This window comes from Anaerohalosphaeraceae bacterium (assembly GCA_035378985.1).
Lineage (GTDB): Bacteria > Planctomycetota > Phycisphaerae > Sedimentisphaerales > Anaerohalosphaeraceae > JAHDQI01.
The window spans coordinates 18,385-45,016 of record DAOSUR010000006.1; the positions used below are offsets into that span (position 1 = coordinate 18,385).

Sequence of the window (26,632 nt, forward strand, 5' to 3'; positions counted from 1 at the left end):
AAAGGATATTAACTGTCTTCTTAGGAGGTTCATTAATGCAGGAATACGAAACACTGAAAGCTCTGGTGGCTGAAATCGAAGCCGATATTAACAAAGCCGAAGGGGGAAACAAAGCGGCTGGAACAAGGGTCCGTAAACAAATGCAGGCAATCAAGCAGGCCGCCCAGAGTGTTCGAAATAAAATCCTCGAACTTCGTGTGGAAGAATAGCTGAAAATCGCTCCGTTTAATTTCTCAACCCCCCAGCAGGCGGGTATGGACAGTTTGAGTTTCCTGAAAAAGGGAAAAGGGAAATTATGCCTCCGCAGTTTCTGTTTCCATACAAAGAACTGGACTTAAATCACATTGAATTCGACCGTGCCGCCATTGCACAGGTAAATCCTCAATCCTATGAAATGGCCCAACTGGATGCAATTGTATGGTATGATTTGTCCAAAATGATGGCTCTCGGATACAAGGATGTCACCCCGAACGAATTCTGGGTCCGGGGACATATTCCCGGCCGCCCGATTATGCCGGGGGTCATTATGGTTGAAGCCGCTGCTCAGCTTTGCAGTTTCTTTATGAAAAAAATCTACGGACTGGAGGGCTTTATCGGCTTTTCCGGAATCGAACAGACCAAATTCCGAGAAACCGTTGTTCCGGGCAGCCGACTGTATCTGCTCGGCCATATTACACGAGTCCGAAGCCGCCAGTTTGAGGGGATTGTTCAGGGTGTGGTAAACGATAAAATGGTTTTTGATACGGTCATCAGCGGGATGAGAGTATAGGTGGACAATCGTTTTGAAAACCTCTTCGAATATAAGCAAATCCTGACCAATGAAACACCCCGTTCCTTGCCCAATGAACGGGGTGTTCTTCTTTTTACAGACTCAAACCATCAGCCCATCCAGCTCCTTTTCACAGCAAGCATCCGACGCACCGTGCTTTCCAAATGGGCTGAACCTCTCGACGAAACCTCCCGCAAGACCTCTCTTCGCACGGCAGCATCGGCGGTCTTCTACACCCTTCTTGCTTGCGAATATCACAGCCATTGGTTCTATAATCGTCTGACTCATCTTCTCTTCCCCCAGAAGGAACGAGAGATGTTGTCCTTGCCGCCGGCTCATTGTGTCCGCCTCAGCCCCCGGGAGCAATGGGCGGCTTTCATGGTCTCTTCGCAGCCATTCAAAGACGGCACCGCCCATTACTGGGGCCCCTTTCCAACCCGCCAGGCAGCTGATTTCTTTGCACGCGCGTGGAATGATGTTTTCTGTCTGTGCCGAAACCGCGCCCTGGCTTTAGGAGGAGGCGGCTCCAAATGCACCTATTTCCAAATGAACCTCTGTCCGGCCGACTGTGTGAAAAAAGAGCAGGACATGCCCTATCCGGAACGACTCAAACAAGCCCTCCGTGCTGCTCAATCTTCCCCACTTTCTTTGACGACGGAATTAACAGAACGGATGAAGGTGCTGGCCGCTCAATTACAATTTGAGCAAGCCCAGGTTATCAAAAAGCAGATTGAATCACTCGAAAAACTCCAAACCACCCCCTACCGCTGGACCACAAATCTCAACACGTTAAAAATCCTGCATATTGCGGAGAATCGTCGCCTTCGCCTCAATAAACAATCGGTTCCTCTCTACCAGCCGTTCCTGATTACCGGTCAAACCGCAGAAAAACTGCCTCCCTTTACACTCAATTCTGCTGAAAAATTACTCGAAGCTGTACAGACCCCGCCCGGCCGGTGTTTCCTGGAACCCTCCAATCCATCCGAACACCTTTCCCTGCTGTCCCTATTTCTTTACAAAACTCGTCCGCCCGGACTTTGGCTGAATCTGAACGAACCGCTCAAACCGGAGCAGCTCAGAACCCAAATTACTGAATCCTTCGAGAAAACCCCTACCGAAAACCAATAAAAAAGGACGCCTTTTTCAGGCGTCCGTTATTGATTTAGCCCCAAGGGGATTCGAACCCCTGTTGCCGGGTTGAAAACCCGGTGTCCTAGGCCTGCCTAGACGATGGGGCCGCATCATTATTTTCTTTATTGCATACTAATGGCCTCGACAGGGCATTCACTCACACACAAGCCGCAGTCTACGCACTTTTCCGGATCCACAACGGCCTTGCCTTCAATCATCTCAATCGCTTCGCTCGGGCAGGCATCTACACACGTCCCGCACCCGGTACACACTTCTTTATCAACTTTTGCCGGCATTGTATTCTCCTTTCCACATATCCGGTTTCGCTACAGCTTTCGCAGGTGCAAAAGAGTACATAAAAAATGTATCAGACTCAAGATTTTTTTCTGTTTTTTCAACCAAAAAAATTGTCAAACCACTCAATCCCCTAATTATATACGGATTATAGCCGATTTAAGGATTCGCTTGTTCTGTCTGACCTTCGGGAGCCGCCGCCGGAACCGAGGCACCGAGGGCCTTTGCCATCTGTCGAACATACGGACTTGTATCATACTGGGCTGCCCAATTCAAAACCGCATCAAAATTCTTCGAATCAAGGCTGCTCAACAGATACAGTGTCATCATTCGAACAGGCCATCGGTCATGGGACAAATTCTCTGAAATGGAGCTAATCAGCGAAGAATCCAGCGTCAGCGATACGTCTGTAAAAGTCGAAAGGGTCTGCAATCGAATAATCCAGTCTTCATCCGCCAGCATACGGCGAACCGCATCCGCCAGCAGCGCAGGTTCCGCCCGCACAAAACGATACCCTACACGATTCGCCAGAGCTGCCTGCTGTTCCGCCAGAAGCCCTGTAAACAATTCCGCCGAACGAAACTTCTGACCTTCCTTCCCTTTGGCCAGTCCGCTGAGCCGCTGGATCAGAAAATCATACGTCAAAACAATCCCCCGCCGGCGTATCGTCTGACGAACCGGCGCCGGATGAAGCAGAAGGTCCTGCCCGCTCATTTCCTCAGAATCCGTTCCGTCCACACGAAGAACAAAGTCAATCTCCACAGAGGCCTGCGGATAAGTCCGGAGCAGCCGACGAAGCGGCCCCGTCATCAGCTCGACCGTAACAGCCGCATGCTGTCCGGGCCGTATCGGCAGACTTGGACGAAGCGGAAAACGAACCAGAGACGGAAAAGACTGAACCAAATCTCCTCTCACCTCGGCATCAATTCGAATGTCCCCATGGAGCATCCCCATCGGCCCAATCACCAGCAGCCGCGGGCCGATATTGTCAATCACAACCGTCGCCGGCATCTCACTTCCGTAGGGATACTCCGAACCGCTCATCCGCAGCTTCACCCGTACCATCTTCGACAGCGGAAGAAACTTCGGAGTCACTTCATCTCCGAACTCGGCCTTCAGATGCTGCAGGATTTCAGCAGGGGAAAAGGCCGGCAGATACTCGGAACCATTTACCTTCAGAACCTCCTGAGCCCTCCAGGCCACAAGGGTTTCCGGCCCCATCTGAACAATCTTTTTCAAAGGAACCAGAGCCGCTTCGCGGTTGTTTTCTTTCAGCAGAAAGACGGCCTGGGTAAACAAGGCCACCGGGTCGTTTTCATCCGCCTGTTCCAGGTACTGGCGGGCCAATTCTTCCTGTCCGTTTTGTGCCAACGCATAGGCAAAAAGCACCCGCGCCTGCGGACTGTCAGGCCGCCGGGAAATGGCTTCGTGCCCCCACGCCAGGGCCTGCTCCGAGTCCGGCAGCACAAAACTGTAAAACCAGCTCAATTGCTCCGGCAGCACCTTGACTGATTCATCTCCAGCCCGGATTTGCCCGGCGGCTTTGCGGCCGGCAGTCTCCAGCCGTACACGCCCTTTCTCCGTTTGTCCCATTCGCATCAACGCCATCCCCGCCGCCGCCTCCAGCATCAAATCCTCACGGCCTTCCGTGCGGGCTTGTTCTGCCAGCACCACACATTGGCTGGCGGTCTTTTCCGACTGCAGGGCACACAGTGACCAGGGCAGAAGAAGTTCCCCCGGCAGCTGCTGCCCCGGATTCAGGTATCCGTACAGGTCTGCACAATATTGATAGGCCTGACAGGCGGATTCGTACAGCTGCACCTGCCGCAGGATATCCGCATAGGCCCTCGCTGCGCGAACATCCAGCGGATTCATCTCCAAAGTACGGCGAAGCTGAATCGTCAAAAGCCCCTGAGGCACAGCATCCTGGCTTATTTCGGCCATTTTTGAAAAGGCCAGCATATTATACGGATTCAGACTATAGGCATACTGCAAACGCTGAAAAGCCGTAGCCGTATCCGCCCGCTCCATTTCCAGCAACGCCAAATGGGTGGACAGTTCCGAGACAACCGCCGGATTTTTATTGCCGTATGTCCCGATCAGCCGTCCCAGCAGCATCTCCCGTTCCAGCCGTGTCTGAAGCCGTCCCAGCAAATATTCCACCCCTCCGGTGACAATCGCCAGATTCGCACGTTCATCAATATATTGCCGAAGTGCATCGCGAACGGAACGGGAATAATCGTTCGGATTCGCACCGGCCGAGGCGGCCACCTTCAGCAGCATCTCCTGCGCGGAAGTCAGCTGGGGGTCCAGGGCCGCCGCCGCCTCCAGAAACGTCATCGTAATCTCGATGGTTCGGGAGGAAAACGGGTCACCCGCATAAGCATCCATCGCTGCCTTGGCCAGAATCGCAGCCGCTGCCGGCGATGTAAACGTATCCTCTCCAGACGGAGCCGCTTTCACAAATCCCAAAACGCCGAACAAATATAAAAAAACCAGCCGTTGCTTCATTCCACTCTCCCTTTGGCCGCAGAAAAACAGTTGTCTGCTTCCGTTATCACTTCAGCCGCCCAGATGCATTCACATCCCTTTTCTTTACACCTCCGCATTATAAAAGAAAGCAATGGAAGCGTCAAACTTTCCCGACATAACTTCCCCTCTATTCTTCCGTTCCGCAAGAATCCCTGGTTTTCTTCCCAAGAACCGCTTTCCTTCCTGACAAGAGTGTAAGCATTTCATTGCCGCTCATCCAGGACCCAACAAGAAAAACCCCTCCGCAAATCCCTACCACCGCTCCGATTCGTATCAATTCATATCCAGTCCCCTTCGGCCAATCCCTCATCAGCCGCAAAACGAGCAATCCTGTCAGCGTCATCAGAATCGTACAGACAATCGTTTTCCAAAGAGTGCCCATCCATCCTTCAAACACATTTCCGCCCAGTTGTTTTCGAAGCGAAATCAACAAAATCCCCACCTGAAGATAGGAACACAGCGCGGTAGAAAGCGCCAGCCCCGCCGCCCCCATCGGCCAAATCAGCAGAAGATTCAAACAAACATTTACCCCCACCGCAGCGGCGGCCGTCATCGCCGGACGCCTGGACTGCCCGATGGCATAGTACACCCGCGTGACAATCTGCTGGCAGAAATATCCGCACAGTCCCAGACTGTAGCCGTACAAAATCCACGCCGTCGCCTTTGTATCCGCCGCTGTAAACGCCCCACGCTCAAATAGAACCGCCACCAACGGCCGTCCGATGAGAATCATCCCTGCCGTGGCCGGCAGCGCAATAAAAAACGCTCCGCAGATTCCGCGCCGAATCGTCTCCAGCAGCTCTGTTTTATCCTCCCGGGCGGCCGTGCGGCTCAAAACCGGATAAATCGCCGTGGCCAGCGAAACTCCCAGAACCCCCAGCGGAAACTGATAAAGCCGCTGCGCATAAAAAAGCCCCGAAACCGTCCCGGCCCAGACCGGATACCGAATCGTTTGTCCGAAAAGAAGGAAACTGTCCCCTTTCTCCGCCGAACCGGACAGAGACTTGGCGATAATATCATCCGCCAGCGTATTAATCTGCGTGGCCGTCAGTCCCAATATCATCGGCCCCATCAGCATCAGAATCGACCGAACCCCCTCCGAGCGAAACTCCCACGCAGGCCGCAGCTGAACACCGTAGCGTTTCATCGGCGCCGCCACCAGCAGCAGCTGACCGATGCCGACGGCAATGACGGCCCAGGCCGTAAAATAAACCATCTTTTCCTTCGGCCAGCCCAACATTTTCCCGGAAATCACCAACGCCCCTATCAAAAAGATATTGAGCACCACAGGTGCCAGCGCCGGAGCGGCAAAATGCCGATGGCTGTTGAGAATCCCTCCCATCACCGCCGCCAGACAAATCATCACCATATACGGCATCATAATTGCCGTCAGTTTCAGCATCCGCCGTGTGCCCTCCAGCTCCGCCCCGAACTGCATATACCCCCAAATCCCCGCCCAAACCAAAAGCACGACAGCCGTCAAAATCAGAAAAACCGCCGTCAAAACCGTATTGGCCAGCCGATTGGCCTCTTTGGGGTCTTTTTCCAGATACCGGCTGTACACCGGGATAAAAGAGGTCGTTGCCGCCCCCTCGCCGAATATCCGACGCGAGAGATTGGGAATCTTAAACGCTATCGTCCAGGCATCAAACAAGTCGCTGCGGCCGAAAAAATACGCAAACGCCATATCCCGGACCATTCCCAAAATCCGGCTGATGACGGTCAAAACCGCAATCTGTCGAAATCCCTTTACCATTCTAAGTTTATCCGCAAAAAAGAGTTAACAGTCTTTTCGGCCAAAATCCACTCGCAACCCCAATAAATCCGGGACAGGTCAGACAGCCCCCTTGTGTTTCGCGGTCTGTCAATCGAATTCCGCCGTGTCTGCCACAGCGGCCACCAGTGCATAAACCTTTTGTGCACCAGCCCTTTTGAGAACCCTGGCACATTCATTCAGCGTAGCCCGGCTGGTGGTAATATCATCCAGAAGGCAAACGGACGCCCCCTCAAACAGATGCCTTTTTCGAACGGCAAAAGCCCCTTTGACATTTCTCCGCCTTTGGGCACTCATCAGGTTCCACTGCCTTCGGGTGTACCGAACACGAACCAAATCCCGGCAAATAGGCACTTCGAGTCCCTTAAGCGCCTTTGCCAATAAATCCGACTGATTGAATCCTCTTTGCAGACGCCGCAGCCAGTGCAGAGGAACCGGCACCAGGTAGTCGACTTGCCCCCAGGAACGACTCTCAAACACAGCCCTTAAAAACGGACCGAAAAAGTCCGCCAGCTCTGTTCTTTCCTGAAATTTCAGCCGCAGCAGCAAATCCCGCAAGACGGAATCATACTGCCCCACCCGCAGAATGCCGTCCGTCAGAATCCGCTGTCCCTCGCATCGACCGCACCCCTCCGGCAGATGTCCATAAGGGCCGACCGTCAGACCGCATCGGCGGCAGTAATCCTGTCCGGTTGTGCGGGCAAAATCCTGCCAGCAGCGTCTGCATAGAAAGGTTCCCTCCTCCGGAAAGGCCCCGCACAAGAGGCACTGTCGAGGCCAAAGCATCGCCGCCGCTCCCTGCCCCCAGGGCAGCAGACGCTTTCGAAAAAACAACCCAAGATGCTCAAGTACCTGCATTTCCTCCCGATACCACACCCGCCGAATGCAGGCAACTGTTTTTTCGCGTCACGGCCTCCCTACGTCCACCCCGCCCACATTATGATTGCGCCGCCCCCTGTTATTCCCGCGGCTTGTCCTTCGTAGCTTTCAGCGAAGGAGGAAGGCGGGATTTGAATCGACCGGCGCGGAAATTAGCCCCGGGCGCAAGCCCGAGGGAAAGGAGATGGGATTTTCGTTCTCTTTTTTCCCGCCCTTACGGACGGGGCTATCCTCTGCTACCCAGCGGTCAGCGGAAAAGATGGGGGTTAAAATCTCCTCTCTGCAAAGTTTTGTTTGCGGCTGTTAATTCAAATCATACAGGCGGTTATCCGGCGACAGAAAGCCCGTTCCCTCCGCAATCATCTTCTTGTCCTCCGGATAAGTCTCCGTATAGCGGTCCGCCAGCGTGTCTGCGTGTCCGTCGCAAAAAGCTGCATTTGTTTTTCGGCAATGCCGAAATCCCTGCGTTCCGGCATATCGGCCGCTGAAACTCCAATCTCCCGGATTGGCCCACGGTGCCCGCATAAACTTATTCGCCCCTTCCGCATACTGTCCGTCTCCGAACAAGACCGTCTGGGCCGGATTGCGAACCTGATAATATTTGGCCGGTTCCGGGATGCTCTCGGCACTGCCGTGCCCGATATAACTGGTGTTGTAATTGTAGCCCGTAAACGGCTCGCCGCCTGCATTGTCCGGTCCTCGAAAGCCCGGGCACTGCTGAATCTCCATCGAATCGCCGCTTTGCCACAAAATGCCGGGTTCCCAGGTAAAAATTCGCCGCCCGTCGCCCCAGCTCTGGGTCGTAATATAATCCCACGCAATCGTCCGGATTTGACTCCAGTCGGAAGAGGCCGCAGTTCGATAGGCCATTGGATAGAATCCGTTATAGCAGGCTGTATAAGCCGACGCCGCCAGGGCACACTGCCGCAGCTTGCTCAGACACAGCACGGACTGCCCTTGCGCGCGGGCCTGCCTGAGTGCCGGCATCAAAAGACCGGCCAAAAGCACCAGACAGGCCAAAACCGCCAACACTTCCGTCAGCGTAAATCCCCGGCTCTTTCTATTCAACGCCATCTTCCGTTCCTTTCAGCCAATCGGCACTCAGCTGAACCAAATCCTTCAAATCGACACGGCCGTCTTCGGTAATGTCCGCCGCCGGAAAGCGTTCTGAGCGGCCCCGAACCCGTGCGACCGCATCAATCTCCGGCGTAGCCCCGCTGGTTCGCGGATTGTCAAAGCGAATATACTGAATCCATTTCCGCCCGGTCTGCGGGTCAACCGGCAGCGGAAACGGCGAGATATCCAGCGCCGTCCCGCCGGCCGACTTTCCGTACTTCAAAGCAATCTGAGCCAGCGTAGTATTGCGAAAATCCGTTTCCAGCACCGCCGGGTCCAGCGGCAGCGTCGGGTCGGTCTCTTGACCCCACCATTCCGGCAGAGCCGGCTCGTACACCCGTCCGAGCGTCGGGGCGAACGCATCCGCAAAAAAATCCCCCAGAAAACCATAGCGGCCCGGGAAGTTGGGGTCTGAAAAATCCGGATTGACCCGATATGCCTCATCCATCGTAAAAGTAAACCAGTTCAGTCCATCCTGACTGACACTGATCACCGCCGGCTCCTTCGTGCATGGTTTATTCAGAGTCGTCAGCAGCACCGGATTTCCCATCAGCCAATACTGGCTGCCGCTGATGTTTTGAAAGGAGTTTCCGAAAACAATCAAATCTTTTCCGAAGGGATTATCGGGTACATCATAAACCCGCCTGCCGAACCGCAGGACCAGATGCCCCCCAAAGCCGATGCTGACGACCTCACTCGGCAGCCAGGCCGGATACACCGGCACCACCGGTACCGTCTGCCCCGGCGGTGCAGCGGTCCCGTCTCCAACGGTATTCACCGTCGGCCTGCCCAAAGCCGCCTGCGGATTGTTGTACGGCTGGCCCGTCCAGTAATGCGTCGGAATCCCCCCGCCCGGCACGTACTCCACTACCTCCACGGCAAAATCATTCGCATCATACACAGCCGCTTCAGCCAGGGCGCCAAGCAGAATCCATCCGACTGCTGCAAATAATTTTTTCATCATACCTTTTCGAAAAAGGAAGGCCGGACAGAAGAAGCCGGCCTCCGCTGTACACTATCGCCGTTTCCTGAACACAAACAAGCTCACCAGTCCCAGCAACCCCAAACTGGCCGGTTCCGGTATCGGCGTCCGGACCGAACCGGTAAAGGCCCAGTCCCAGTCACTCGGGCCGACCCAGACCCAGTCGCCGCTGGCCCAGCCGTCCCAAGCTCCGTTTAATAGAACTCGGTCCGATGCACCGACCCAGCTGAGCAACCAGTTCACGCCGTCATCGGATGTAAAGAAACTCCACGAGCCGCCTCGTTTGGAGGCCCCCAGATAGCTTAAATCCGCAATAAACCAGCCGCCGACGCTGTCCACCCAGTATGCGTTCATCGTAAAATCATCCGAATACGCATCTATCGCCAGCAGAGCATCATAACTGGTCTTTGCACCATCCCACAGATACCCGAAGGCGAAGCTGGTGCTGTCATCAAAATCCACCACAATCATTGCCCGATTGGAGCCCTGACCGGCCCAGTATTCCACATTCACCTGCTCAAAACTTAAGCCCGCCAAAGCAACGGACGATACACTAACCATCACACAAATACCTGCAAAAAGATAACGTTTCATTCTTTCCTCCGAAAACCACTCTGAAAATAGTTCTTTGCATTCACGTCAAAACCAACACAACAGAATCCTTCTTTTCAGTTACTTTTTGTTCCACCTCCGTTTCCTGCGTTTCTTTGGCCCTAACCGCGAGGGCCCCGGCGGACAAAACAAAAAAAGCCGCTGCCTCCGCCACGGAAGCAACGGCTTTCAATATCTGATTCCATTGAAGCCCGACCGGTCTATCCGTCAGGACAGACTCCGCATTCAGCGGCTTCAACGTGCACAGCGTTCCATCCGCGGGAAACATCTTATACGTTCCGAACTGCAGGCAGGTTTTCTGACTTGCATCGATTCTCCGCAGGCACCTTCCCATCTTTTCAGACAGTGGCTTTTGCCTGCAAAGCGCCGAACTTCCGTTCAGCCGATGCTCACAGCGGCGCGACCGTCACGGTTTTTCACCGTGTTCCCGTTTGATTATCCGAATATCCTCCGGGGACATCCGGACCTGCAATCCATATTCCACTGGTAAAGAACAGAAAATGAAGATACAGACGTTTCTGAAAAAATCAAGAAAAAAACGGCCGACAGGTCACTCAAAATCCTCCGGCATAAACTGGGTCGGAAATTTTGTTCCGCCCAGCCGCAGCGCCTCCAGCTCCGCCTCGCTGACCTTGCCCTGAATAAACTGCTGGACAATCTCATTGGGATGTGTCCGAATGTGTTCGGCATCTCCGTCCGCAACAATGCGCCCGTGATGGAGCATCACAATCCGGTCCGCTATCTTATAGGCACTTCTCATATCGTGTGTAACCACCACGCTGGTCACCTTCAGTTCCCGCTGGAGTTTCAAAATCAGCTCATTAATCACATCCGAGGTAATCGGGTCCAGACCGGTCGTCGGCTCATCATAAAGGATAATCTCCGGATTCAGTGCAATTGCCCGGGCCAGGGCCACCCGCTTGCGCTGACCGCCGGACAAATTCGCCGGATAATAATGCTGGTAGCCGTCCATCCCGACCAAAGCCAGCTTCTGTTTGACCATTTCATCGACGGCCTTCCAGTCGGTGATTTTGTAGTGCTGACGCAGCGGGAAAATAATATTCTCATAAACCGTAATGCTGTCAAACAAAGCCCCCATCTGAAAACAAAAGCCGAATTTCCGGCGAATCGGAACCAGTTCCCGCTCGCTGAGACGATCAATCCGCCGGCCTCGATAATAGACTTCCCCGGAATCCGGACGCTCCAGCACAATCAAGTGTTTCATAAAGACAGTTTTGCCGCAGCCGCTCGGCCCGATGATGACCGTCGTTTTGCCTTCTTCAATCGCCATCGAGACGCTGTCCAGAACCAGTTTGTCGCCGTACCGCTTTGTCAAATCACGGACGACAAGAATCCCATCTTCCGGCTGAATCTGTTTTTGACTCAACGAACCTCCGACACCATTAAATCAGCGGCCGCAGCGGCCAAAAGGTTTTATACACCGCACTGAGAACAACCGCAAATACATAATTCAGCGCCAGGATCGAAATAAAACACCCGACAAACGCCTCCGTACAGGCCTCCCCGACACCCCGCGCCCCCTCTCGGCAGGTAAATCCTTTATAACAGCTGATTAAGGCGATCGCCCCTCCGAAAAAGAACCCCTTCAGGGCTCCAGTCGATACGTCCCATAATTCCACCCCCATCGCGCTGTAATTCCAATAGGCACCGGGATTGATGCCCAGCTGTTTGACACTCACAAAAAAGCCGCCGAGAATACCCAGCAAGTCCGCGTAAATAATCAAAAGCGGTGTCAGCAGAAGACACGCCAAAACCCGCGGAGCCACTAGATATCGAATCGGGCTGACTCCAAAACTCTGCACCGCCGCAATCTGCTCGGTTACATTCATCGTGCCCAGTTCCGCCGTCAGGGCCCCTCCGACCCGTCCGGCCAGCATCACCGCCGCCAGAACAGGCCCCAATTCTTTCACAACCGCTATGTTAATTAACACACCCAAGCGCTCTTCCAGACCCATCGATGCCAGTTGTCCATAGGCCTGAATGGCCAATATCATCCCGACAAAAGCCCCCGTAGCCATCACGACAGGAACGCTCTTTACCCCAATCACATTCATCTGATTTAGAACCAGCGGATAGGAACGGGGATGAAAAAAAGTATGAATCATCGCCCGAAATGACTCGCCCGCAAATCGTCCGAAGCGGCCGAATCCTTCTATACAGCAAATCGTTCGCTCTCCGAGAATCTCTATCATTTCAATTTCCTTTCGCAAGAAACATATATTCCAAACTATCGGTCTTTTCTCCTCCTCCTTTGCAAAAAACAACCTCTCCAAAAAATTGCCCTTTTTGACTATTTTAACACAAAAAATCCTATCTTTTATAGGCCTTACCCAGAATAAAAATATCGTATCCTATTTTATTACAAAGATATATGAATATATTCAGAGGAGAACCGCCTTCCAGCATATTGCCTATTTTAACTAAAGATTTTTTGACCCGCATTCCGATTAAAACCCCAGATTGACCAGTTTTCCTATTTTAACGCACAATTAAATATGAAAGGGAGAGGTTTATGGTTGATGAACACATTCTCGAAAAGTACCTTCGCTCACTTCTTTCCGGGGACCGTATCTCTTGTCGGCTTGTCATTGAGGATGTTCTCAAAAACGGAGTACCGGCCCATCAGGTGTACCTTGATATTATTTGGCCGATTATGGTCGAAATCGAACGGCTCTACCGAGAAGGACGAATCGACTCCGCTCAAGAAGCCTTCGCATCCCGAATCAACCGAACGTTAGTCAACCAACTCCAAAACAAACTCCCCAGAAAACCTGAAAAGCAAAAGAAAGTTGTTATATGCACTGCGGATAATGAACAAGCAGAACTCGGCGGTCAAATGCTTACAGACTTGTTCGAAAGCGACGGATGGGAAACCCGCTTCCTCGGAGGGAGTGTTTGTACAGACGATATTCTTGCGTTTATCCATACATATTCTCCTGATATCCTCCTCCTCTATGGAATGAACGGCTCGGACGCACCCGGTATTCGCCGGCTGATCGACAGAATCCGAGAAATTAATGCCTGGCCTGCTATGCGTATTATGCTTTCCGGGGGCGTATTTGGACGCGCAGAGGGACTCTGGGAGGAAATAGGAGCCGACTTATATGCCCCCGACCCCCAGCAGGCCGTCCAACTGGCCAATATGGATCGGGCGACAGCCCCTGTGCCGCAGAAAACCATTAAGCAAAAGATAAAAAACACCGCCAGACAAACCGCCTCTGCGGCAAACTGCTGAGAGGGTTTTCGGTTCGTCTGTTGTTCTTTTACCAGAAAAAACATTGCTCTTTTCGGAACAGGGTGGTATAAAGTTGTGCTTGTTTTTCTGAGAAAACGAAATGTTGAATAAGACTCGGTCAACAGGAATCAGGTATGATTTTGACGCAAATTCTGCAGCCGACCTGCATTAAAGCGCCGCTGGAAAGTCGGGATAAAACCAGCGCTATTGAAGAGTTGATAAACCTGCTCGCCAAAGCGGGACAGATTACCGATCCCGTTGGTGCCCTTGAAGCTGTAATGGAACGGGAACAGCAAAGAAGCACAGGCATCGGCTCAGGGATTGCTATTCCTCACGGGAAAACCGCCTCCGCCAAAGAGCTGGTTATGGCCTTCGGAATCGCAAAAAATCCGATTGATTTCGACAGCATCGATAAAAAACCTGTGAAAATCATCGTCCTGCTGTTGTCCCCGCCTGACTGCACCGGGCCCCATATCCAGGCCCTGGCCCGCATAAGCCGGCTGATGCTGGACGAAACCCTCAAGGCCAAACTCGAAAAGGCCTCCTCTCCGGAAGAGGTTTACGAACTCATCAGCAGCAAAGAAACGGAATAATTCCCGGCTGACCAGGCACGCAGGGCTGCTCATCCTCGGGATGCTTCCCACAGCACCATTCCCGGCTCATACGGCTCTACCAAATCCTGATGACGAGGAACGATTCGTAAACAGAATCCCTGTTTGCCGGAACTGCGGCATTCTATGTTTCCCTTGAAACGAGCAATTCTGTCCGGATTCAGAGAACCCTCTTCGTACTGCATCTCGGCAATTTTCCCGTCTTCAATGACACCGGAAGAATTGACATGACCGTAGTAAATCTGCACAGAGACATCGGAAGGATTCAGCCGTCCCAATTTCACTTCAGCCGTGATGGCCAGATTTGAACCGACTTCCAGTTCCGGCACACGGCCGTTCCAGGCCACATACTGTTCTCCTTTGCCGGACTGGACGGACACATTCAGAATCGCCAAATTGTCCCAGGCCATGCGCGTCCGCACCTTCCATTCCGAAAGCGCCCGCACCCTGGCCTCGCCGTTTTCCGTCAACTCGGCCCACTTGACAGCCGCCGGCCTGTAATACCGACGTGTATATTCCGCCACCATCCGGCTGGTATTAAACCGGGGCGCACACCATTTGATAGTATTCTTCATTCGTCGGATCCACTGACGCGGCAGCTGGTCCTTCGTACGCATATAAAACAGCGGCACAACCTCCTGCTCGAGCAGATTGAAAATCGCCTGCGATTCCACCTGGTCCTGGTAGCTGAGGTCTTCGTACTCCTCGCCGGCCCCGATAATCCATCCGCTTTCCGGCACATACCCCTCACACCACCAGCCGTCCAGCGTGCTCATATTCAGCACACCGTTGATCGCCGCCTTCATTCCGCTGGTTCCGCTGGCCTCCATCGGACGCCGCGGATTATTCAGCCACACATCGACTCCCTGAACCAGATACCGCGCAATATCCATATCATAATCTTCCAGGAAAATCAGCCGACGCCGAATTTCCGGATTCTGAGAGGCAAAATGCACAATCTGCCGAATCAGTTCCTTGCCGGCCGTATCCCGCGGATGGGCCTTGCCCGCAAAAATAAACTGAACCGGCGTCTGCGTATTCGTCAGCAGCTTCATCAGACGCTGCGGTTCCCGAAGCAGCAAAGTGCCTCGTTTGTATGTAGCAAAACGCCGGGCAAAGCCGATGGTCAGCGCCTCCGGGTCCAGCACTTCATCGGCCCATCTCAATTCGGAATGAAAAGACCCGCGGCGTTCCAGCTGCCGTTTCAGACGCGCGCGAGCAAACGCAATCAGCCGCTCTTTGCATCGCTGATGCGTTCGCCAAAACTCCTCATCCGGAATCTGGTCAATCACCTGCCAGAGCGATTTATCCACAATTTCATCGGCCCAGCGGGCGCCCAGGTACCGCTCGTAAAGCTGATTCATTTCGGAGCTGAGCCAGGTCTTGGCATGAATCCCGTTTGTGATGGAACCAATCGGCACCTCGTGAACCGGAAGTTCCGGCCACAGATTCCGCCAAATCTGCCGGGAAACCTGCCCGTGCAGTTCGCTCACTCCGTTGCGGAACGCACTGCACCGCAGCGCCAGCACCGGCATCTTAAACGACTCCGCCCCATCCTGCGGGCGAATTCGTCCCAGCCCGAGGAACCGCTCCCGGTTGATGCCCAGTTTGCCGTAATAATGGCCGAAATATTTATCCATCAGCTCCACCGGAAACTCATCGCTTCCGGCAGCCACCGGCGTATGGACCGTAAACACATTGCTGGCCTTGGCCGCCTCAAACGCTTCATCAAATGACATATTCCGAAGACTGCGGAGTTTGGATATTCTCTCAATTGCCAGAAACGCCGCATGCCCTTCATTCATATGACAGACGGTCGGCTCCAGCCCCATCGCATACAGTGCTTTCAAACCGCCGATGCCCAACACAATTTCCTGACAGATTCGGGTTTCCAAATCTCCGCCGTACAGTGCCTGGGTAATCATCCGATCCTGCGGCGAATTGTCAGGCACATTTGTATCCAGCAGATACAGAGGAGTGCGCCCCACTTGCGCCTTCCAGATTTGAGCCGATACCGTTCGTCCCGGAAACTGAATCGTCACCAGCAGCGGATGCCCTCCTTCTTTCCGTACCAGCTCCAGAGGCATCGTATGAAAATCATTATCAATATAATGTTCCTGCTGCCATCCGTCCGTATTCAGATATTGACGGAAATAACCCTTCTGATACAGCAGCCCCACTCCCACCAGGGGAATCCCCAGGTCAGACGCACTCTTCAGATGGTCCCCCGCCAGGATTCCCAAACCGCCGGAGTAGATCGGAATGCTCTCGTGAACTCCAAATTCAGCACAAAAATAAGCAATCAGAGGACGCGGCTGCTGGCCGTATATCTTGTCAAACCAGCTCGGCGCATTCAGCGTCTGCTCCAGTTTGAGCTTGGCCTGCTGAAGCTGATACAAGAATCCTTCATTTCTCGCCAAATCCTCCAGACGCGCCTGCGAAATCATCCCGAGCATCCGGACAGGATTGTGCATGCACTGCTTCCACAAATCGTAGTCCGCCCGCCGAAATATATCTGTAATCTCATAATTCCAGGACCAGTACATATTGCCGGTAATCAGCTGCAGGTCTTTCAGTGGTTCCGGCAGCGACGGTTTGACGGTGAATGTTCTAACGTTTTGCATAAGTCTTCCCTGATTCAAGTTTTAAAAGCATGCACCGATGCCTGATAAAGGACACGTGCCGCTTTCGTTATCGGTTAAGAACGCTATATCCTTAATCGGAAAACAACCCCAGTTCTCTTCGGCTTTCTTGATTTCTACGATTATCGGACGGAAAAGATAAAACAAAAAGGAAATGGAGCATTCAGGAGTCTTATTTTCCTGTACCTCCGGAATTGCCTGCGTTCCCGGAACTCATTTCCTCCAAAATCCCAAAAGAGGTTAACTCTCCAATATCATAGATTTTTGGACGCATCTTTATCACGGCAAATGGAGGGCTGACTACAAGCAGCATGCCGCCTTCGCGAAGCAATACCGGCCGCTGCCCTGACAAACTTGCTGAGGAAAGAATCAACTCAAGCACCACTCCAAGAGGGGCTTTTCCCTTTATTTCAAAACCAATCGGACGTTCAGGGTCAACCGCCAAATTACGGCTTAAATCATTCCACAAAACCAGAAGAGGAAGAGGAGGTTCTACAGAAGTTCGGATAATCTCGAATGCTTCCCTCAGCGTCACATCCTCCCGAAGACCCGATAAATCCGCTTCTTTCTGTAAGATTGTATCAATTTCAATCTTTTCAGCTTTTTGGCTGTTCTCCTGAACAACCAAAGGAACACTTCGCTCGTTTCTTTTTTCGAGCATCTCGGTGTCGAGGTTTTCATCAGCAGCAGTCTTCCTCTGTGCCCCCTCTTCTCGCAAAAGTTGAATTTGAGCAGAGAGAATTTCTGCAATATTCAGCTTCCCCGCATAAACATCCGCCAAGACATAAAAATATCCGCGGTCTTCAATATTTCTGAGAAAAAATTCCTTTTTGCTCTTAAACAGTTCTTCAAGGATTCTCTGCCCTCTTTCGCCTTCCTCTATCTTCTCTAAACTGCGCACTTTTACCCGTAATTTGAGATTCTTTACCTGTTTCCATTCATCAACACGGCAGGTAAATTCATTGGCGGAATGAACTTGCAAAACGGTAAGAACATAAACCCTTCGTTGGTCCGTTCCATCCCCGAACGAAACGGCATCCCCACAAAGGATTAACAGCCAAAGTGGAATCAAAATGTTTTGTTTCATCGAAAAACCTTACACCATTATAAGTTGTTTTCCACTAAGGTCAATAAAATCAGAGTCCTTGCCAGATTGAGGTTTAACCGGATACACAATAAATACAACTATCAGTCATCGAACACTCTTTTCCTTTATTTAGGACTTGTAGAAGAAACATTTTCCCTGTACAATCGCCGTTTTTATGCGAAAGACGGAAACAAAGTTTTGAATTTGGAGGTTGACAAGCGTGGCAGCAGTTAAGGACTTTCGAAATGTGGTTCTTTTAGGACACGGCGGCGCCGGCAAAACTTCGCTGGCGGAAGCCATTCTTCATAAAGCCGGTGTTACCAACCGCTTAGGGAGTGTTGACGAAAAAAATACCGTGTCCGATTTCGATGAAGAGGAAAAAAACCGCGGCCATTCCATCTACTCATCACTCCTCTACTTCACCCACGCAGGAAAAACCGTCAACCTGATTGACACCCCCGGTTATCCGGATTTCATCGGGGCGGCTTTAATGTCCATTCCTGCCGCCGACACGGCTGTAATCGTCATCAGTGCCTCCGCAGGAATCGAAATCAATACCCGAAAACTGTTTGCGGCAGCCTCCTCCGCCGGCAAGGCACGGATTATCGTTATCAATAAAATCGATGCAGAAAATGCTGACCTGAAAGAATTGCTCGGGCAAATCCAGGAGTCTTTCGGACCGCAATGCAGACCGGCCAACCTGCCTTCTCCGGACAAAAACTCCGTGATTGACTGCATCCGAAACAAATCCGGCCAGTCTCCTGTGATGGATGTTGCCAAAGCCCATACGGAACTGCTCGAAAGCATCATTGAAGCCGACGACCAGCTAATGGAAAGTTATTTATCCGGTGAAACCATTTCGGATGAAAAAATTTCAGAAGTCTTTGTCAAGGCCCTCGTATCCGGAACGGTCATTCCCGTTTTGTTCACCAACGCCAAAACCGAAGTCGGCATCCCGGAACTCATGGATATGCTGGCTCATTTCGCTCCGTCGCCGGTCGATGTAAAACCGCCGGTACTTACAGACGGCGAGAAAAAAATCGAAATCACCCCGGATCCAAACGGCCCGTTTGCCGGACTGGTTTTCCGCGTCGGCTACGAAGCCCGCTCCAATATGAAGTACGCCTCCATCCGAATTTTCAGCGGAAAACTCGATTCCTCCACGCAGCTGTTTGTCGGAGATGCACGAAAACCCATCCGACCGGGCCATCCGCTCAAAATGCTCGGCGGAGAAATCAAAGAGGTGGAAGGAGGAACGTGCGGCGACATTATTACGCTGACCAAAATTGATGAGCTCTCGCACGGCCTCCTCGTGCACGACGGAAAATTCTCCGGCAAATTCGAGCTGCCCGCTATTCCAAAACCTATGTTTTCCCTGGCCCTCGAGCCGATTTCACGAAACGATGAAAACCGCCTCAGCAGCGCGCTGGAAAAACTGTGCGAGGAAGACGTCTGCTTTAAGGTCAACCGCGACCCGCAGACCAAAGAACTGGTCATCAGCGGTCTGGGAGACCTGCACCTGCGGATTATGCTGGCCAAAATGGAAAACCGATACAAAGTATCCGTGCATACCAAGCCGCCCAAGATTCCCTATCGCGAAACCATCACCGCCAAGGCGGAAGGACACTATCGGCACAAAAAGCAGACCGGCGGTGCCGGCCAGTTCGGCGAAGTGTATCTGCGCGTCGAGCCCGCGCCGCGGGATTCCGACCCGCCGCTGATTTTCAGCTGGGACATTTACGGCGGCACCATTCCCGGCCAGTTCGAGCCGGCCATTCTTAAAGGCATCCAGGATGTGATGGAAAGCGGAATCGTCGCCGGCTTCCCGATGCAGGATATCAAGGTCTCCGTCTATGACGGCAAGCACCACCCGGTCGATTCCAAAGAAGTGGCCTTCCGCACGGCCGGCAAAGGGGCCTTTATTGATGCTCTCGAAAAAGCCAAACCGGTCCTGCTGGAACCCATCGTGAATATGGAAATCACCGTTCCGGCCGAAAATATGGGGGATATCACCGGCGATATGGCATCCCGACGCGGGCGAGTCACCGGTCAGGAAATGCTTCCGGGCGGAATGGTTCTGATTCGGGCCCAGGTGCCGCTGTCCGAAGTGGCCAACTACAACAGCCAGCTCAAAAGCGTCACCGGCGGACAGGGCAGCTACTCGATGGAATTAAGCCATTATGAACCGACTCCTCCGAATATCCAGCAGCAGGTAGTCGCCCAATACAAGAAAGAAAAACAAGCAGAATAAAAAACGCAAAAAAACAGAAAGCCCGCTCCTCGAAGCGGGCTTTTTTCTTTTTATCGAGCTGTCCCCTGCGGAGAAAGACTGGACGGGGAAGGACTCAGTTTCGTCTTCATTTGCCCCGTCAGCGGGTGGTATTGAATCATCGGAACATTAACCCCGTTCACTTTGCACGGACGTTCCGGACTGCCTTCAATCACCACCCAGCCGTTTTGTTTTTCATAGGTCAGAACATCTCCCTGCAGATACCGTCCGTCCTGTTTTTGCTCCCGGTATTCCACCCCCCCATCCGCCCGCAGAAAGTCCAGTTCATTTTTCCCGCCGCCTTTATCTGAAAAACCGGCTCGCACCCGTACACACTGAACAATAATCTGATCTGCCAGCTGACCGTTCTCAAACGGCCAGTAATTCAGATAAATCCCCTCCGTCCCCTCGCCGGAAAACTCATTGGCGGATACACGCCAGCTGAGCCGGTCAAACCCTTCCATATACGCAAAACAGGGCCGCTGAAGGCTGAAGGCCTGCCCGCCGGCCTCCGCGGCAGATGCCGGCACCTGCTGGTTATTCAGTTCCATCTTCCCCGGACCGACCGCCACAATCCTGTTTTCATCCCCCAAATAATCAAACTGCCGACACGTCAGACGCAGATGATTGACTTTTTTGCGGTCCGCAAAATGAAGCGATTCAAACAAAACCTGCTTGTCCTGCATCGTCACACGGCGTATCCGCTGCCCCGTCTGCGAGTTCCGGTCCAGGTCCACTGTCAGACGATCGCCGTAAAAACGCCGTATCATCTCTTCCCGTTCCGTCTTGGCCTTCCATTGGGCCGATACTTTGCCCCGAAAGACAACCTGTTCAATCGTCCCCCGTCCATCGGTCAAAAACTCTGCAGAATCCTCTGCGGTAATCTCCACCGGAATCGGCTCCGTCAGAAAGGAAACCGTTGAATCCGCCGGTGTATAGAAGACAAAAAGCACGGGACCTGCCGCAACCGCTGTACCCCGGAGGTAATCATAATCGATCCGAAGGGCTTCAAACCGTGCCGGCGGGAGAGTTTCTCCCGACCGGCTTTGAATCTGGGAACGGCCTTTCAGAAGAACCTGCGCAGGAACAAGCCGGCCCTCCTGCGTCTGCTCAAATGCAATATCCGCCGAATCGGATTCAACTGTCTGTTCATCAGAAACCATCCGCACCCGCCCGTTCAGACTCGCCGTCTTGACCTGTCCTGATGAATCAAAATGAAAGATTGTCCGATTGGCTTCTACCCGGGAAGAGCGCCCGTCTGAACGAGTCTCAAACTGGACACCCCCGCTCAAGTCCAGCACCTGCGGTTTGCTCGTGCGAGGTTCAAAAACCAGAAAGGCCTGACGGGAACGGCTGCGTATCCCTTCCTTTTCCCACACGGCCTCCACACCCCCCGCCAGATTCGCCGTCTTCAGCGACAACAGAGATTCGGAAGGCAGCTGCGCAAACTCCAAATCCATCGGCCCCTGGAAAAGAACCTCCCGGCGTCCCTCGCCGGTCTTCTCCGCATCTCCATCGAGGAAAACCTGGCCGGGCCCGTCCACGCGAGCCAGATGATTCCGGCGGTCCCAGAAAACGCGGCCCAGGGTTCGGATTTTATCCCCGGAACCGTCCAGATACAGCCAAATCGGCTTCTCTCCTGAATCCGAAAACAGCTCCAGAACGTCCTCGGCAAGCACATACCGCAAGGCCGAACAAGCCGCCAGCGGAATCCTCGTTTTGGAATCGTCAGCCAGCCGTTCAATCTGAAGCTGCCCAATCATCTCCACGGTGGACACATGTTTTTCTTTCTCCGCCGACTCTTCCTCCGGAGCAACCTGAATCACAATCCCGCCCCGACAGGTAATCAAAACCTCATTCTCCGCCGGCTTCAGCGGCTCCGCCGCCGGTTCCTCGTCTTTGGTACCCTCTTGTTTCCGTTCCGTCGCTGTCGCCGATTTGTTTATCGGCTGCCCCATCGACTCGGAACTTTCCGAAGAAATCCGTTCCGGACCATCGGAACCATTCTGCCAGAGAATCTGTCGGATGTTCACCTGGTCAGCGCCGGCCACCACCAGCCGCGTACCGTACTGAACCACAACATCCTCTCGAAGACTGCATTGATAATAAAGCGGGTCAGAATCCGCCGGCCTGGTCTGAGGTTTATCAACCTGAGGCCCATTGGCAGACGCCGGGGCAGGACCGGATTCCTGATTGTCTGAATCTCCTGCGGTGCTGCCGGTCCCCAGTCCTGCCGCCTCTTTGATCAGCAGATAATCCAGATTCCGCACTTCCAGATACTCCAACCGGCTCAACCGGGGATTGTAAATGAGCATCAACCCCTTGCCCTTTAAGTCCGCCTCTTGGGATACCACCCGAACCGGTCCTTCGGTAAAGAACTCCGACCGTTCGCTGTTGTAAGTTAAATCCTCCAGAAAAATCCGGGTTGCGGATTCATTCTCATCTGCCCCCGGCCGGCGAATTTCCAGCGTCACCTGCTCCCGAAGTTCCACATTGGACGGCACCTGACCGCCCGGCTCCATCTGAATCCGGCCGCGCCGGGCGTCAATTCGGCAAACAAACCGGTCTTCATAACGGATCAGATACGGCGATTCAACAATCCAGTACGAAGCCCCCTCCGGAGGTGTGAGCAGTTTTGAAAAACCGCCGATTTCAATCACCCGTTTGGTTTGTGGGTCCCGACGCACCCAGCGGCTGTTTTCCACCAGCTCCACCGACGTTTCGGCAATCGGCGAGCTCGCCGAAGCGGACCGCTTCGGCAAATCAGGCACCGATACCGGAACCAGTTCCGGGCTGGGCATCGGAGCCGAAGGACTCAGCCGGCAAAAACTCCAAAACACAAGAGCGGCCGCCGCCCCGCCCGCAGCCGCTAATCCGAATCTTCTGATCCACTTTCGACCGGTCATCCGTTATACCTGATACTGCTTCAAAAGTTCTTCCCAGCGGCCGGTGATGCGCAGCAAATATTCAATCACCTCCGCCACAGCTCCTTTTCCTCCGTCCCGAAGCGTCACATAATCCGCATGCCGCCGCACTTCCTCCGGTGCATTGGCCACCGCCACGGCAAATCCGACCCGCCGCAGAATCGGCAAATCCATCAAATCATCCCCCACATAAGCCACTTCATCCGGTTCCAGCCGCATTTCTGCAAGCATCTGTTCAAACGCAGGCAGTTTTTCCCCGCAGCCCTGCAAAACCAACGAAATCTGAAGCTGCTCGGCCCGGCGGGCTGTCGCCTCCGACTGACGACCGCTCAGCAAACCGCACAACAGTCCCGCCCGCTGCCACATTCGGATTCGGTGACCGTCATAGACGTTAAACCATTTGCTCTCCGAACCGTCCGGATGAATCAGAAGCCCCCCATCCGTTAGGACCCCGTCCACATCCAGAAGCAGCATACGAATTCGATTCAGATTCACTCGGGCTTTGGCCGCCATCTCAATCCTTACTGAACAATTTTCAAACTCACAATATCCTGTACATCTATTAACCCCACCGGCCGCTCCTGCGCATCCACCACCGGAAGCTCGTCAATTCGATATTTATGGAAAATCGCCATTGCCTCCGCCGCCAGCGTCTCTTCCGTCACCCGCTTGCAGGGCGATGTCATCAAATCCGCCGTCCTGCGGGCAAAAACCGCCGCGCCAAACCGCGTCATCGCACGCCGAAGGTCCCCGTCTGTAATAATCCCCTTCAGCTTGCCGTCTCCGTCCACAATCATCACCGCCCCCCGGCGTTTCAGTGAGGCCGTTTTGTTCAGCATTTCTTCTACAGTATCCGTCTCGAGGGCCAGCGGCAGGGTCTCGCCCCGCTTAAACCACATCGACTGGCCCACGGTAATCAGCCGGGCCCCCAGCGCCCCGCCCGGATGAAAGCGTGCATAATCCTCAATCGTAAAATTCCTTGCCTTCATCACCGTCAGGGCCAGGGCATCTCCGAGGGCCAGCATGCACGTTGTTGAAACGCTCGGCGCCAGCCCGTGCGGACAGGCCTCTTCCTGAACGCCCATACACAGCACCAAATCGCTGTAGCGGGCCAACGGCGACTGCCCGTCTCCCACAATGCTTATCAGGGGAATCTCCCGCTGTTTGAGCGGCTCGACCAGCCGCAGAATTTCATCGCTTCGCCCGCTGTGGCTGAGCGCCAGGACTACATCCTCCGGCCCGACCCGGCCCAAGTCGCCGTGCAGCGCCTCCGTCGGATGCAGAAAATGGCTCGGTGTCCCCGTCGACGCCAGCGTGCCGCTGATTTTCTGACCAATCTGACCGGCCTTGCCGACCCCCGTCACGATGACCGAACCGCGGCAGTCATAAAGCCGCTGCACGGCCTGTGCAAATGCCGCCGATTCAACCAAACAAACCAAGCCGGCAATTCCGGCCGCTTCCGCTTCAATCACCCGTCTGGCATAGACCAAATCCGGTTTCATGGGCAGACAACCCGCTGATTTTGTTCCATTCCGATTCAAATTTTCACCTCATTGCCTCGCGCATCGTAGCAGATGATTGTCGGAGTCTGTCCGTTCGTTTTCCAGTCCGCATGGACCGCGATTTCCTTTTCGTTTTCGCTTTCCAGACGCACCAGGACCGACCGTTTCTGATTCTGAAGAAAGTCCGCCACCTCGGGCTGGACACGCAGCTCAATCTTCTGAATCTCTTTGCGGGCCGCTGCCGTCTGCAGCAGACGAATCAGCTCAATCGCCTGCGATTCATAACTCTTCACCAGGCCGCGGCCCTGACAATGCGGACATTTCTGATAGGTACTCAGCTGAAGCGAAGGACGAATGCGCTGCCGCGTCAGCTCAATCAGACCAAACTGGCTCATCTTGAGGGCACGGGAACGAGCGCGATCGCTTTTGAGGGCCTCCCGAAAAACCCGCTCCACCTCCCGGCGATTCTTCCCGTCCCGCATATCGATAAAATCGCAGACAATCAGCCCGCCCAAATCCCGCAGTTTGAGCTGCCGCACAATCTCTTTGGCCGCCTCCAGGTTAATCTTCAGGGCCGTCTGCTCGGCGTTATCCTGCTTGCGGTACTTGCTGCTGTTGACATCAATCGCCACCAGCGCCTCGGTCTGCTCAATCACCAGCGAGCCGCCGCTCTTGAGCGGCACATACGGAGACTGAATCTTCTCAATCTCCTGCTCAATCCGGAACCGGCTGAACAGCGGCACTTTGCCGTCATAATAAACCACCCGGCTGCACATCCGCGGCTGCACAATACCCAGAAAATCCTTAATCTTCTGGGTAATGGCCTCACTGTCGCAGTAAATCTTGCTGATGCGGCTGTCGAAGATATCCCGCACTGTCCGGATCACCAAATCCGACTCCTGATAAATCAGCGCCGGCGCCTTTTCCGTTTCGCTGCGTTTGAGAATCGCATTCCACAATCGGGACAGATAGGACACGTCGTTCTGCAGCTCCCGCTTGGTCGCCATCTGCGCGGCCGTGCGGATAATCAGTCCCGACTGCTTGGGCAGCTTGAGCGTCGAGGCCAGCTCCCGAAGCCGTTTGCGCTCCGCCTCATCCTCAATCTTCTGCGAAACCCCCACCTGATTCATCCAGGGCATCAAAACAGCATACCGCCCCGGCAGTGAAATATAGGTGCTCAGCGTGGGCCCCTTGGTGTTGATTCCCTCCTTAATCACCTGAACGACAATTTCCATCCCCTTCTTCAGGCATTTCTGAATCAGTGGACGCTGGGTCACCGACTGCCGCCGGCCGATTTTTTCCTCCTCCTTGTCCTGTCCCTCCGGAAAATACCGCGGATGCAGGTCGCTGATGTGCAGAAAGCCGCTCTTGGACTGCCCAAAATCCACAAACGCTGCCTGGATTTCCGCCTCAATATTGACAATGCGACCCTTATAAATATTGCCGACCGTGCTGGCGACATTCGCCCGTTCAATATACAGCTCCTCCAGCACGCCGTCGTCCACAACGGCAATTCGGCATTCCTCCCCCTCGGCCACATTTACCAGCATTTCACGTGCCATCTTCACAAACCCCGCTGCTTAATTGCTTATCCAGACTACATTGTTCCTTCGCGGCGATCCCGAAAGGTCTTCCCGCTTCAGCCCCAGCCAATCCAGCATTTCCTCAACGCGAAGCGTCCCTTCCGGTGCAATCCGGCAGCTCAGCCGAATCTGCTCGGAATCTCCGCTGATCCCCTCCAGATACGAATGAAAATCCAGCGTCTTGTTTTGCTTTCGGGGCGTCAGCCTTTTCCGCAGAATTGGTTCGCCCGACAAAAGCTGCTGATGAGCTCTGTGCAGCCGCTCGAGCCAGAAATCCGCAGAAACCCCCGGCGCCCGCTCAAAAACATAATCCGCCCGCACCGCCCGCCGGGGACTTGGTCCTGCCGGAACCTCAATCCCCCTGATTGCGCAGCCCGCCGGCAGCATCCGAGCCAGCCCTTCCGCTTCAGACGGGGAGCATCCTCTTTCCAATTGAACCCAAAGCACTTCTCCTTCGCCCTCTACCCCCACCGCACGCGGCAGGGGAAGCGACAGACGCGGATGCGGATTAAAGCCGGCACTGTAGGAGACCGGAAGTCCCGAGCGGGCCAGAGCTCGAACCCACATCGTCATCGTTTCACGATGAGAAAGAACACACAAGTCCCCCCGAATGTCAAACACAATCACCATTGCCGTCCGCTGGGTCATTTGAATCCGCCTCCGCAGTCC

At 53.8% G+C, this 26,632-nt stretch carries 23 protein-coding genes, 1 tRNA gene and 1 riboswitch; of the genes, 6 read left to right on the forward strand and 18 right to left on the reverse strand.

The window, feature by feature from the left end:
* The first annotated feature begins 35 nt into the window (after positions 1-35).
* The 3 genes from PKY88_05895 to PKY88_05905 all read left to right on the forward strand — a co-directional run bounded on the left by PKY88_05895 (position 36) and on the right by PKY88_05905 (position 1,897).
* Positions 36-209, forward strand: coding sequence for a hypothetical protein (locus tag PKY88_05895; protein ID HOQ04726.1), 174 nt, complete (start codon positions 36-38; stop codon positions 207-209).
* Positions 210-295: 86 nt separating this feature from the next.
* Positions 296-769 carry a hypothetical protein gene (locus PKY88_05900; GenBank protein HOQ04727.1) on the forward strand — a complete coding sequence of 158 codons (474 nt, stop codon included), beginning with the start codon at positions 296-298 and terminating at the stop codon, positions 767-769.
* Positions 770-1,897 (forward strand): hypothetical protein, encoded by a 1,128-nt coding sequence (locus PKY88_05905; protein ID HOQ04728.1) that lies wholly within the window; start codon positions 770-772, stop codon positions 1,895-1,897.
* Between the two features lie 35 nt (positions 1,898-1,932).
* Here the strand turns inward: PKY88_05905 and PKY88_05910 are convergent.
* From PKY88_05910 to PKY88_05960, 11 genes are all read right to left on the reverse strand, one after another.
* Positions 1,933-2,007, reverse strand: a tRNA-Glu gene (locus tag PKY88_05910).
* Positions 2,008-2,022: 15 nt separating this feature from the next.
* Positions 2,023-2,196, reverse strand: coding sequence for a 4Fe-4S binding protein (locus tag PKY88_05915; protein ID HOQ04729.1), 174 nt, complete (start codon positions 2,194-2,196; stop codon positions 2,023-2,025).
* A 157-nt stretch (positions 2,197-2,353) separates the two neighbouring features.
* Positions 2,354-4,705 (reverse strand): hypothetical protein, encoded by a 2,352-nt coding sequence (locus PKY88_05920; GenBank protein ID HOQ04730.1) that lies wholly within the window; start codon positions 4,703-4,705, stop codon positions 2,354-2,356.
* A gap of 148 nt (positions 4,706-4,853) precedes the next feature.
* Positions 4,854-6,482: a murein biosynthesis integral membrane protein MurJ gene (murJ, locus tag PKY88_05925; GenBank protein ID HOQ04731.1), complete on the reverse strand. Its 1,629-nt coding sequence runs from the start codon at positions 6,480-6,482 to the stop codon at positions 4,854-4,856.
* Between the two features lie 108 nt (positions 6,483-6,590).
* Complete coding sequence (locus PKY88_05930) at positions 6,591-7,358, reverse strand: ComF family protein (protein HOQ04732.1); 768 nt, start codon at positions 7,356-7,358, stop codon at positions 6,591-6,593.
* Between the two features lie 324 nt (positions 7,359-7,682).
* Positions 7,683-8,453 (reverse strand): prepilin-type N-terminal cleavage/methylation domain-containing protein, encoded by a 771-nt coding sequence (locus tag PKY88_05935; protein ID HOQ04733.1) that lies wholly within the window; start codon positions 8,451-8,453, stop codon positions 7,683-7,685.
* A complete protein-coding gene (locus PKY88_05940) occupies positions 8,440-9,459 on the reverse strand; it encodes a hypothetical protein (GenBank protein ID HOQ04734.1) in 1,020 nt (339 codons plus the stop codon). The genes PKY88_05935 and PKY88_05940 overlap by 14 nt, the downstream gene beginning before the upstream one ends.
* Before the next feature lie 51 nt (positions 9,460-9,510).
* Positions 9,511-10,071, reverse strand: a complete 561-nt coding sequence (locus PKY88_05945) for a PEP-CTERM sorting domain-containing protein (GenBank protein ID HOQ04735.1) — start codon at positions 10,069-10,071, stop codon at positions 9,511-9,513.
* 40 nt (positions 10,072-10,111) lie between these two features.
* Entirely contained in the window at positions 10,112-10,357 is a 246-nt protein-coding gene (locus PKY88_05950) for a hypothetical protein (protein ID HOQ04736.1), read from the reverse strand.
* Between the two features lie 2 nt (positions 10,358-10,359).
* Positions 10,360-10,574, reverse strand: a riboswitch (cobalamin riboswitch).
* 65 nt (positions 10,575-10,639) lie between these two features.
* Positions 10,640-11,476 carry an ABC transporter ATP-binding protein gene (locus tag PKY88_05955; GenBank protein HOQ04737.1) on the reverse strand — a complete coding sequence of 279 codons (837 nt, stop codon included), beginning with the start codon at positions 11,474-11,476 and terminating at the stop codon, positions 10,640-10,642.
* A 16-nt stretch (positions 11,477-11,492) separates the two neighbouring features.
* Entirely contained in the window at positions 11,493-12,302 is an 810-nt protein-coding gene (locus PKY88_05960; GenBank protein HOQ04738.1) for an ABC transporter permease, read from the reverse strand.
* 320 nt (positions 12,303-12,622) lie between these two features.
* Here PKY88_05960 and PKY88_05965 point away from each other — a divergent pair, with 320 nt between their 5' ends.
* The gene (locus tag PKY88_05965; GenBank protein ID HOQ04739.1) at positions 12,623-13,345 is read left to right on the forward strand and encodes a cobalamin-dependent protein; all 723 of its coding nucleotides are present in this window, start codon (positions 12,623-12,625) and stop codon (positions 13,343-13,345) included.
* 134 nt (positions 13,346-13,479) lie between these two features.
* Complete coding sequence (locus tag PKY88_05970) at positions 13,480-13,938, forward strand: PTS sugar transporter subunit IIA (GenBank protein ID HOQ04740.1); 459 nt, start codon at positions 13,480-13,482, stop codon at positions 13,936-13,938.
* Between the two features lie 29 nt (positions 13,939-13,967).
* Here PKY88_05970 and glgP read toward each other — a convergent pair whose 3' ends face one another.
* Together glgP and PKY88_05980 are read right to left on the reverse strand one after the other, a co-directional pair.
* Positions 13,968-16,580 (reverse strand): alpha-glucan family phosphorylase, encoded by a 2,613-nt coding sequence (gene glgP / locus PKY88_05975; protein ID HOQ04741.1) that lies wholly within the window; start codon positions 16,578-16,580, stop codon positions 13,968-13,970.
* 190 nt (positions 16,581-16,770) lie between these two features.
* On the reverse strand, positions 16,771-17,685 hold the full coding sequence (locus PKY88_05980) for a hypothetical protein (protein ID HOQ04742.1): 915 nt from the start codon (positions 17,683-17,685) through the stop codon (positions 16,771-16,773).
* Positions 17,686-17,905: 220 nt separating this feature from the next.
* Here PKY88_05980 and fusA point away from each other — a divergent pair, with 220 nt between their 5' ends.
* Positions 17,906-19,936: an elongation factor G gene (fusA, locus tag PKY88_05985; protein HOQ04743.1), complete on the forward strand. Its 2,031-nt coding sequence runs from the start codon at positions 17,906-17,908 to the stop codon at positions 19,934-19,936.
* A gap of 50 nt (positions 19,937-19,986) precedes the next feature.
* On the opposite strand, the gene PKY88_05990 is transcribed toward fusA, so the two are convergent.
* The 5 genes from PKY88_05990 to PKY88_06010 are packed head-to-tail and all read right to left on the reverse strand — an operon-like array spanning position 19,987 to position 26,611.
* On the reverse strand, positions 19,987-22,860 hold the full coding sequence (locus PKY88_05990; protein HOQ04744.1) for a hypothetical protein: 2,874 nt from the start codon (positions 22,858-22,860) through the stop codon (positions 19,987-19,989).
* A gap of 3 nt (positions 22,861-22,863) precedes the next feature.
* A complete protein-coding gene (locus PKY88_05995) occupies positions 22,864-23,391 on the reverse strand; it encodes an HAD-IIIA family hydrolase (protein HOQ04745.1) in 528 nt (175 codons plus the stop codon).
* Positions 23,392-23,399: 8 nt separating this feature from the next.
* The gene (locus PKY88_06000; GenBank protein ID HOQ04746.1) at positions 23,400-24,380 is read right to left on the reverse strand and encodes a KpsF/GutQ family sugar-phosphate isomerase; all 981 of its coding nucleotides are present in this window, start codon (positions 24,378-24,380) and stop codon (positions 23,400-23,402) included.
* A 35-nt stretch (positions 24,381-24,415) separates the two neighbouring features.
* Positions 24,416-25,942, reverse strand: a complete 1,527-nt coding sequence (locus tag PKY88_06005) for an Rne/Rng family ribonuclease (protein HOQ04747.1) — start codon at positions 25,940-25,942, stop codon at positions 24,416-24,418.
* Between the two features lie 18 nt (positions 25,943-25,960).
* Positions 25,961-26,611, reverse strand: coding sequence for a TIGR03936 family radical SAM-associated protein (locus tag PKY88_06010; protein ID HOQ04748.1), 651 nt, complete (start codon positions 26,609-26,611; stop codon positions 25,961-25,963).
* Positions 26,612-26,632 lie beyond the last annotated feature (21 nt).

Coding starts and splice junctions, on each gene's coding strand:
- PKY88_05935 (HOQ04733.1), bottom strand. CDS start 8,453: ATGGCGTTGAATAGAAAGAGCCGGGGATTTACGCTGACGGAAGTGTTG.
- PKY88_06005 (HOQ04747.1), bottom strand. CDS start 25,942: ATGGCACGTGAAATGCTGGTAAATGTGGCCGAGGGGGAGGAATGCCGA.
- PKY88_05970 (HOQ04740.1), top strand. CDS start 13,480: ATGATTTTGACGCAAATTCTGCAGCCGACCTGCATTAAAGCGCCGCTG.
- murJ (HOQ04731.1), bottom strand. CDS start 6,482: ATGGTAAAGGGATTTCGACAGATTGCGGTTTTGACCGTCATCAGCCGG.
- PKY88_05960 (HOQ04738.1), bottom strand. CDS start 12,302: ATGATAGAGATTCTCGGAGAGCGAACGATTTGCTGTATAGAAGGATTC.
- PKY88_05990 (HOQ04744.1), bottom strand. CDS start 22,860: ATGACCGGTCGAAAGTGGATCAGAAGATTCGGATTAGCGGCTGCGGGC.
- PKY88_05995 (HOQ04745.1), bottom strand. CDS start 23,391: ATGGCGGCCAAAGCCCGAGTGAATCTGAATCGAATTCGTATGCTGCTT.
- PKY88_05980 (HOQ04742.1), bottom strand. CDS start 17,685: ATGAAACAAAACATTTTGATTCCACTTTGGCTGTTAATCCTTTGTGGG.
- PKY88_05920 (HOQ04730.1), bottom strand. CDS start 4,705: ATGAAGCAACGGCTGGTTTTTTTATATTTGTTCGGCGTTTTGGGATTT.
- PKY88_05930 (HOQ04732.1), bottom strand. CDS start 7,358: ATGCAGGTACTTGAGCATCTTGGGTTGTTTTTTCGAAAGCGTCTGCTG.
- PKY88_05900 (HOQ04727.1), top strand. CDS start 296: ATGCCTCCGCAGTTTCTGTTTCCATACAAAGAACTGGACTTAAATCAC.
- PKY88_05895 (HOQ04726.1), top strand. CDS start 36: ATGCAGGAATACGAAACACTGAAAGCTCTGGTGGCTGAAATCGAAGCC.
- PKY88_06010 (HOQ04748.1), bottom strand. CDS start 26,611: ATGACCCAGCGGACGGCAATGGTGATTGTGTTTGACATTCGGGGGGAC.
- PKY88_05945 (HOQ04735.1), bottom strand. CDS start 10,071: ATGAAACGTTATCTTTTTGCAGGTATTTGTGTGATGGTTAGTGTATCG.
- glgP (HOQ04741.1), bottom strand. CDS start 16,580: ATGCAAAACGTTAGAACATTCACCGTCAAACCGTCGCTGCCGGAACCA.
- PKY88_05950 (HOQ04736.1), bottom strand. CDS start 10,357: ATGTTTCCCGCGGATGGAACGCTGTGCACGTTGAAGCCGCTGAATGCG.
- PKY88_05915 (HOQ04729.1), bottom strand. CDS start 2,196: ATGCCGGCAAAAGTTGATAAAGAAGTGTGTACCGGGTGCGGGACGTGT.
- PKY88_05940 (HOQ04734.1), bottom strand. CDS start 9,459: ATGATGAAAAAATTATTTGCAGCAGTCGGATGGATTCTGCTTGGCGCC.
- PKY88_06000 (HOQ04746.1), bottom strand. CDS start 24,380: ATGAAACCGGATTTGGTCTATGCCAGACGGGTGATTGAAGCGGAAGCG.
- PKY88_05965 (HOQ04739.1), top strand. CDS start 12,623: ATGGTTGATGAACACATTCTCGAAAAGTACCTTCGCTCACTTCTTTCC.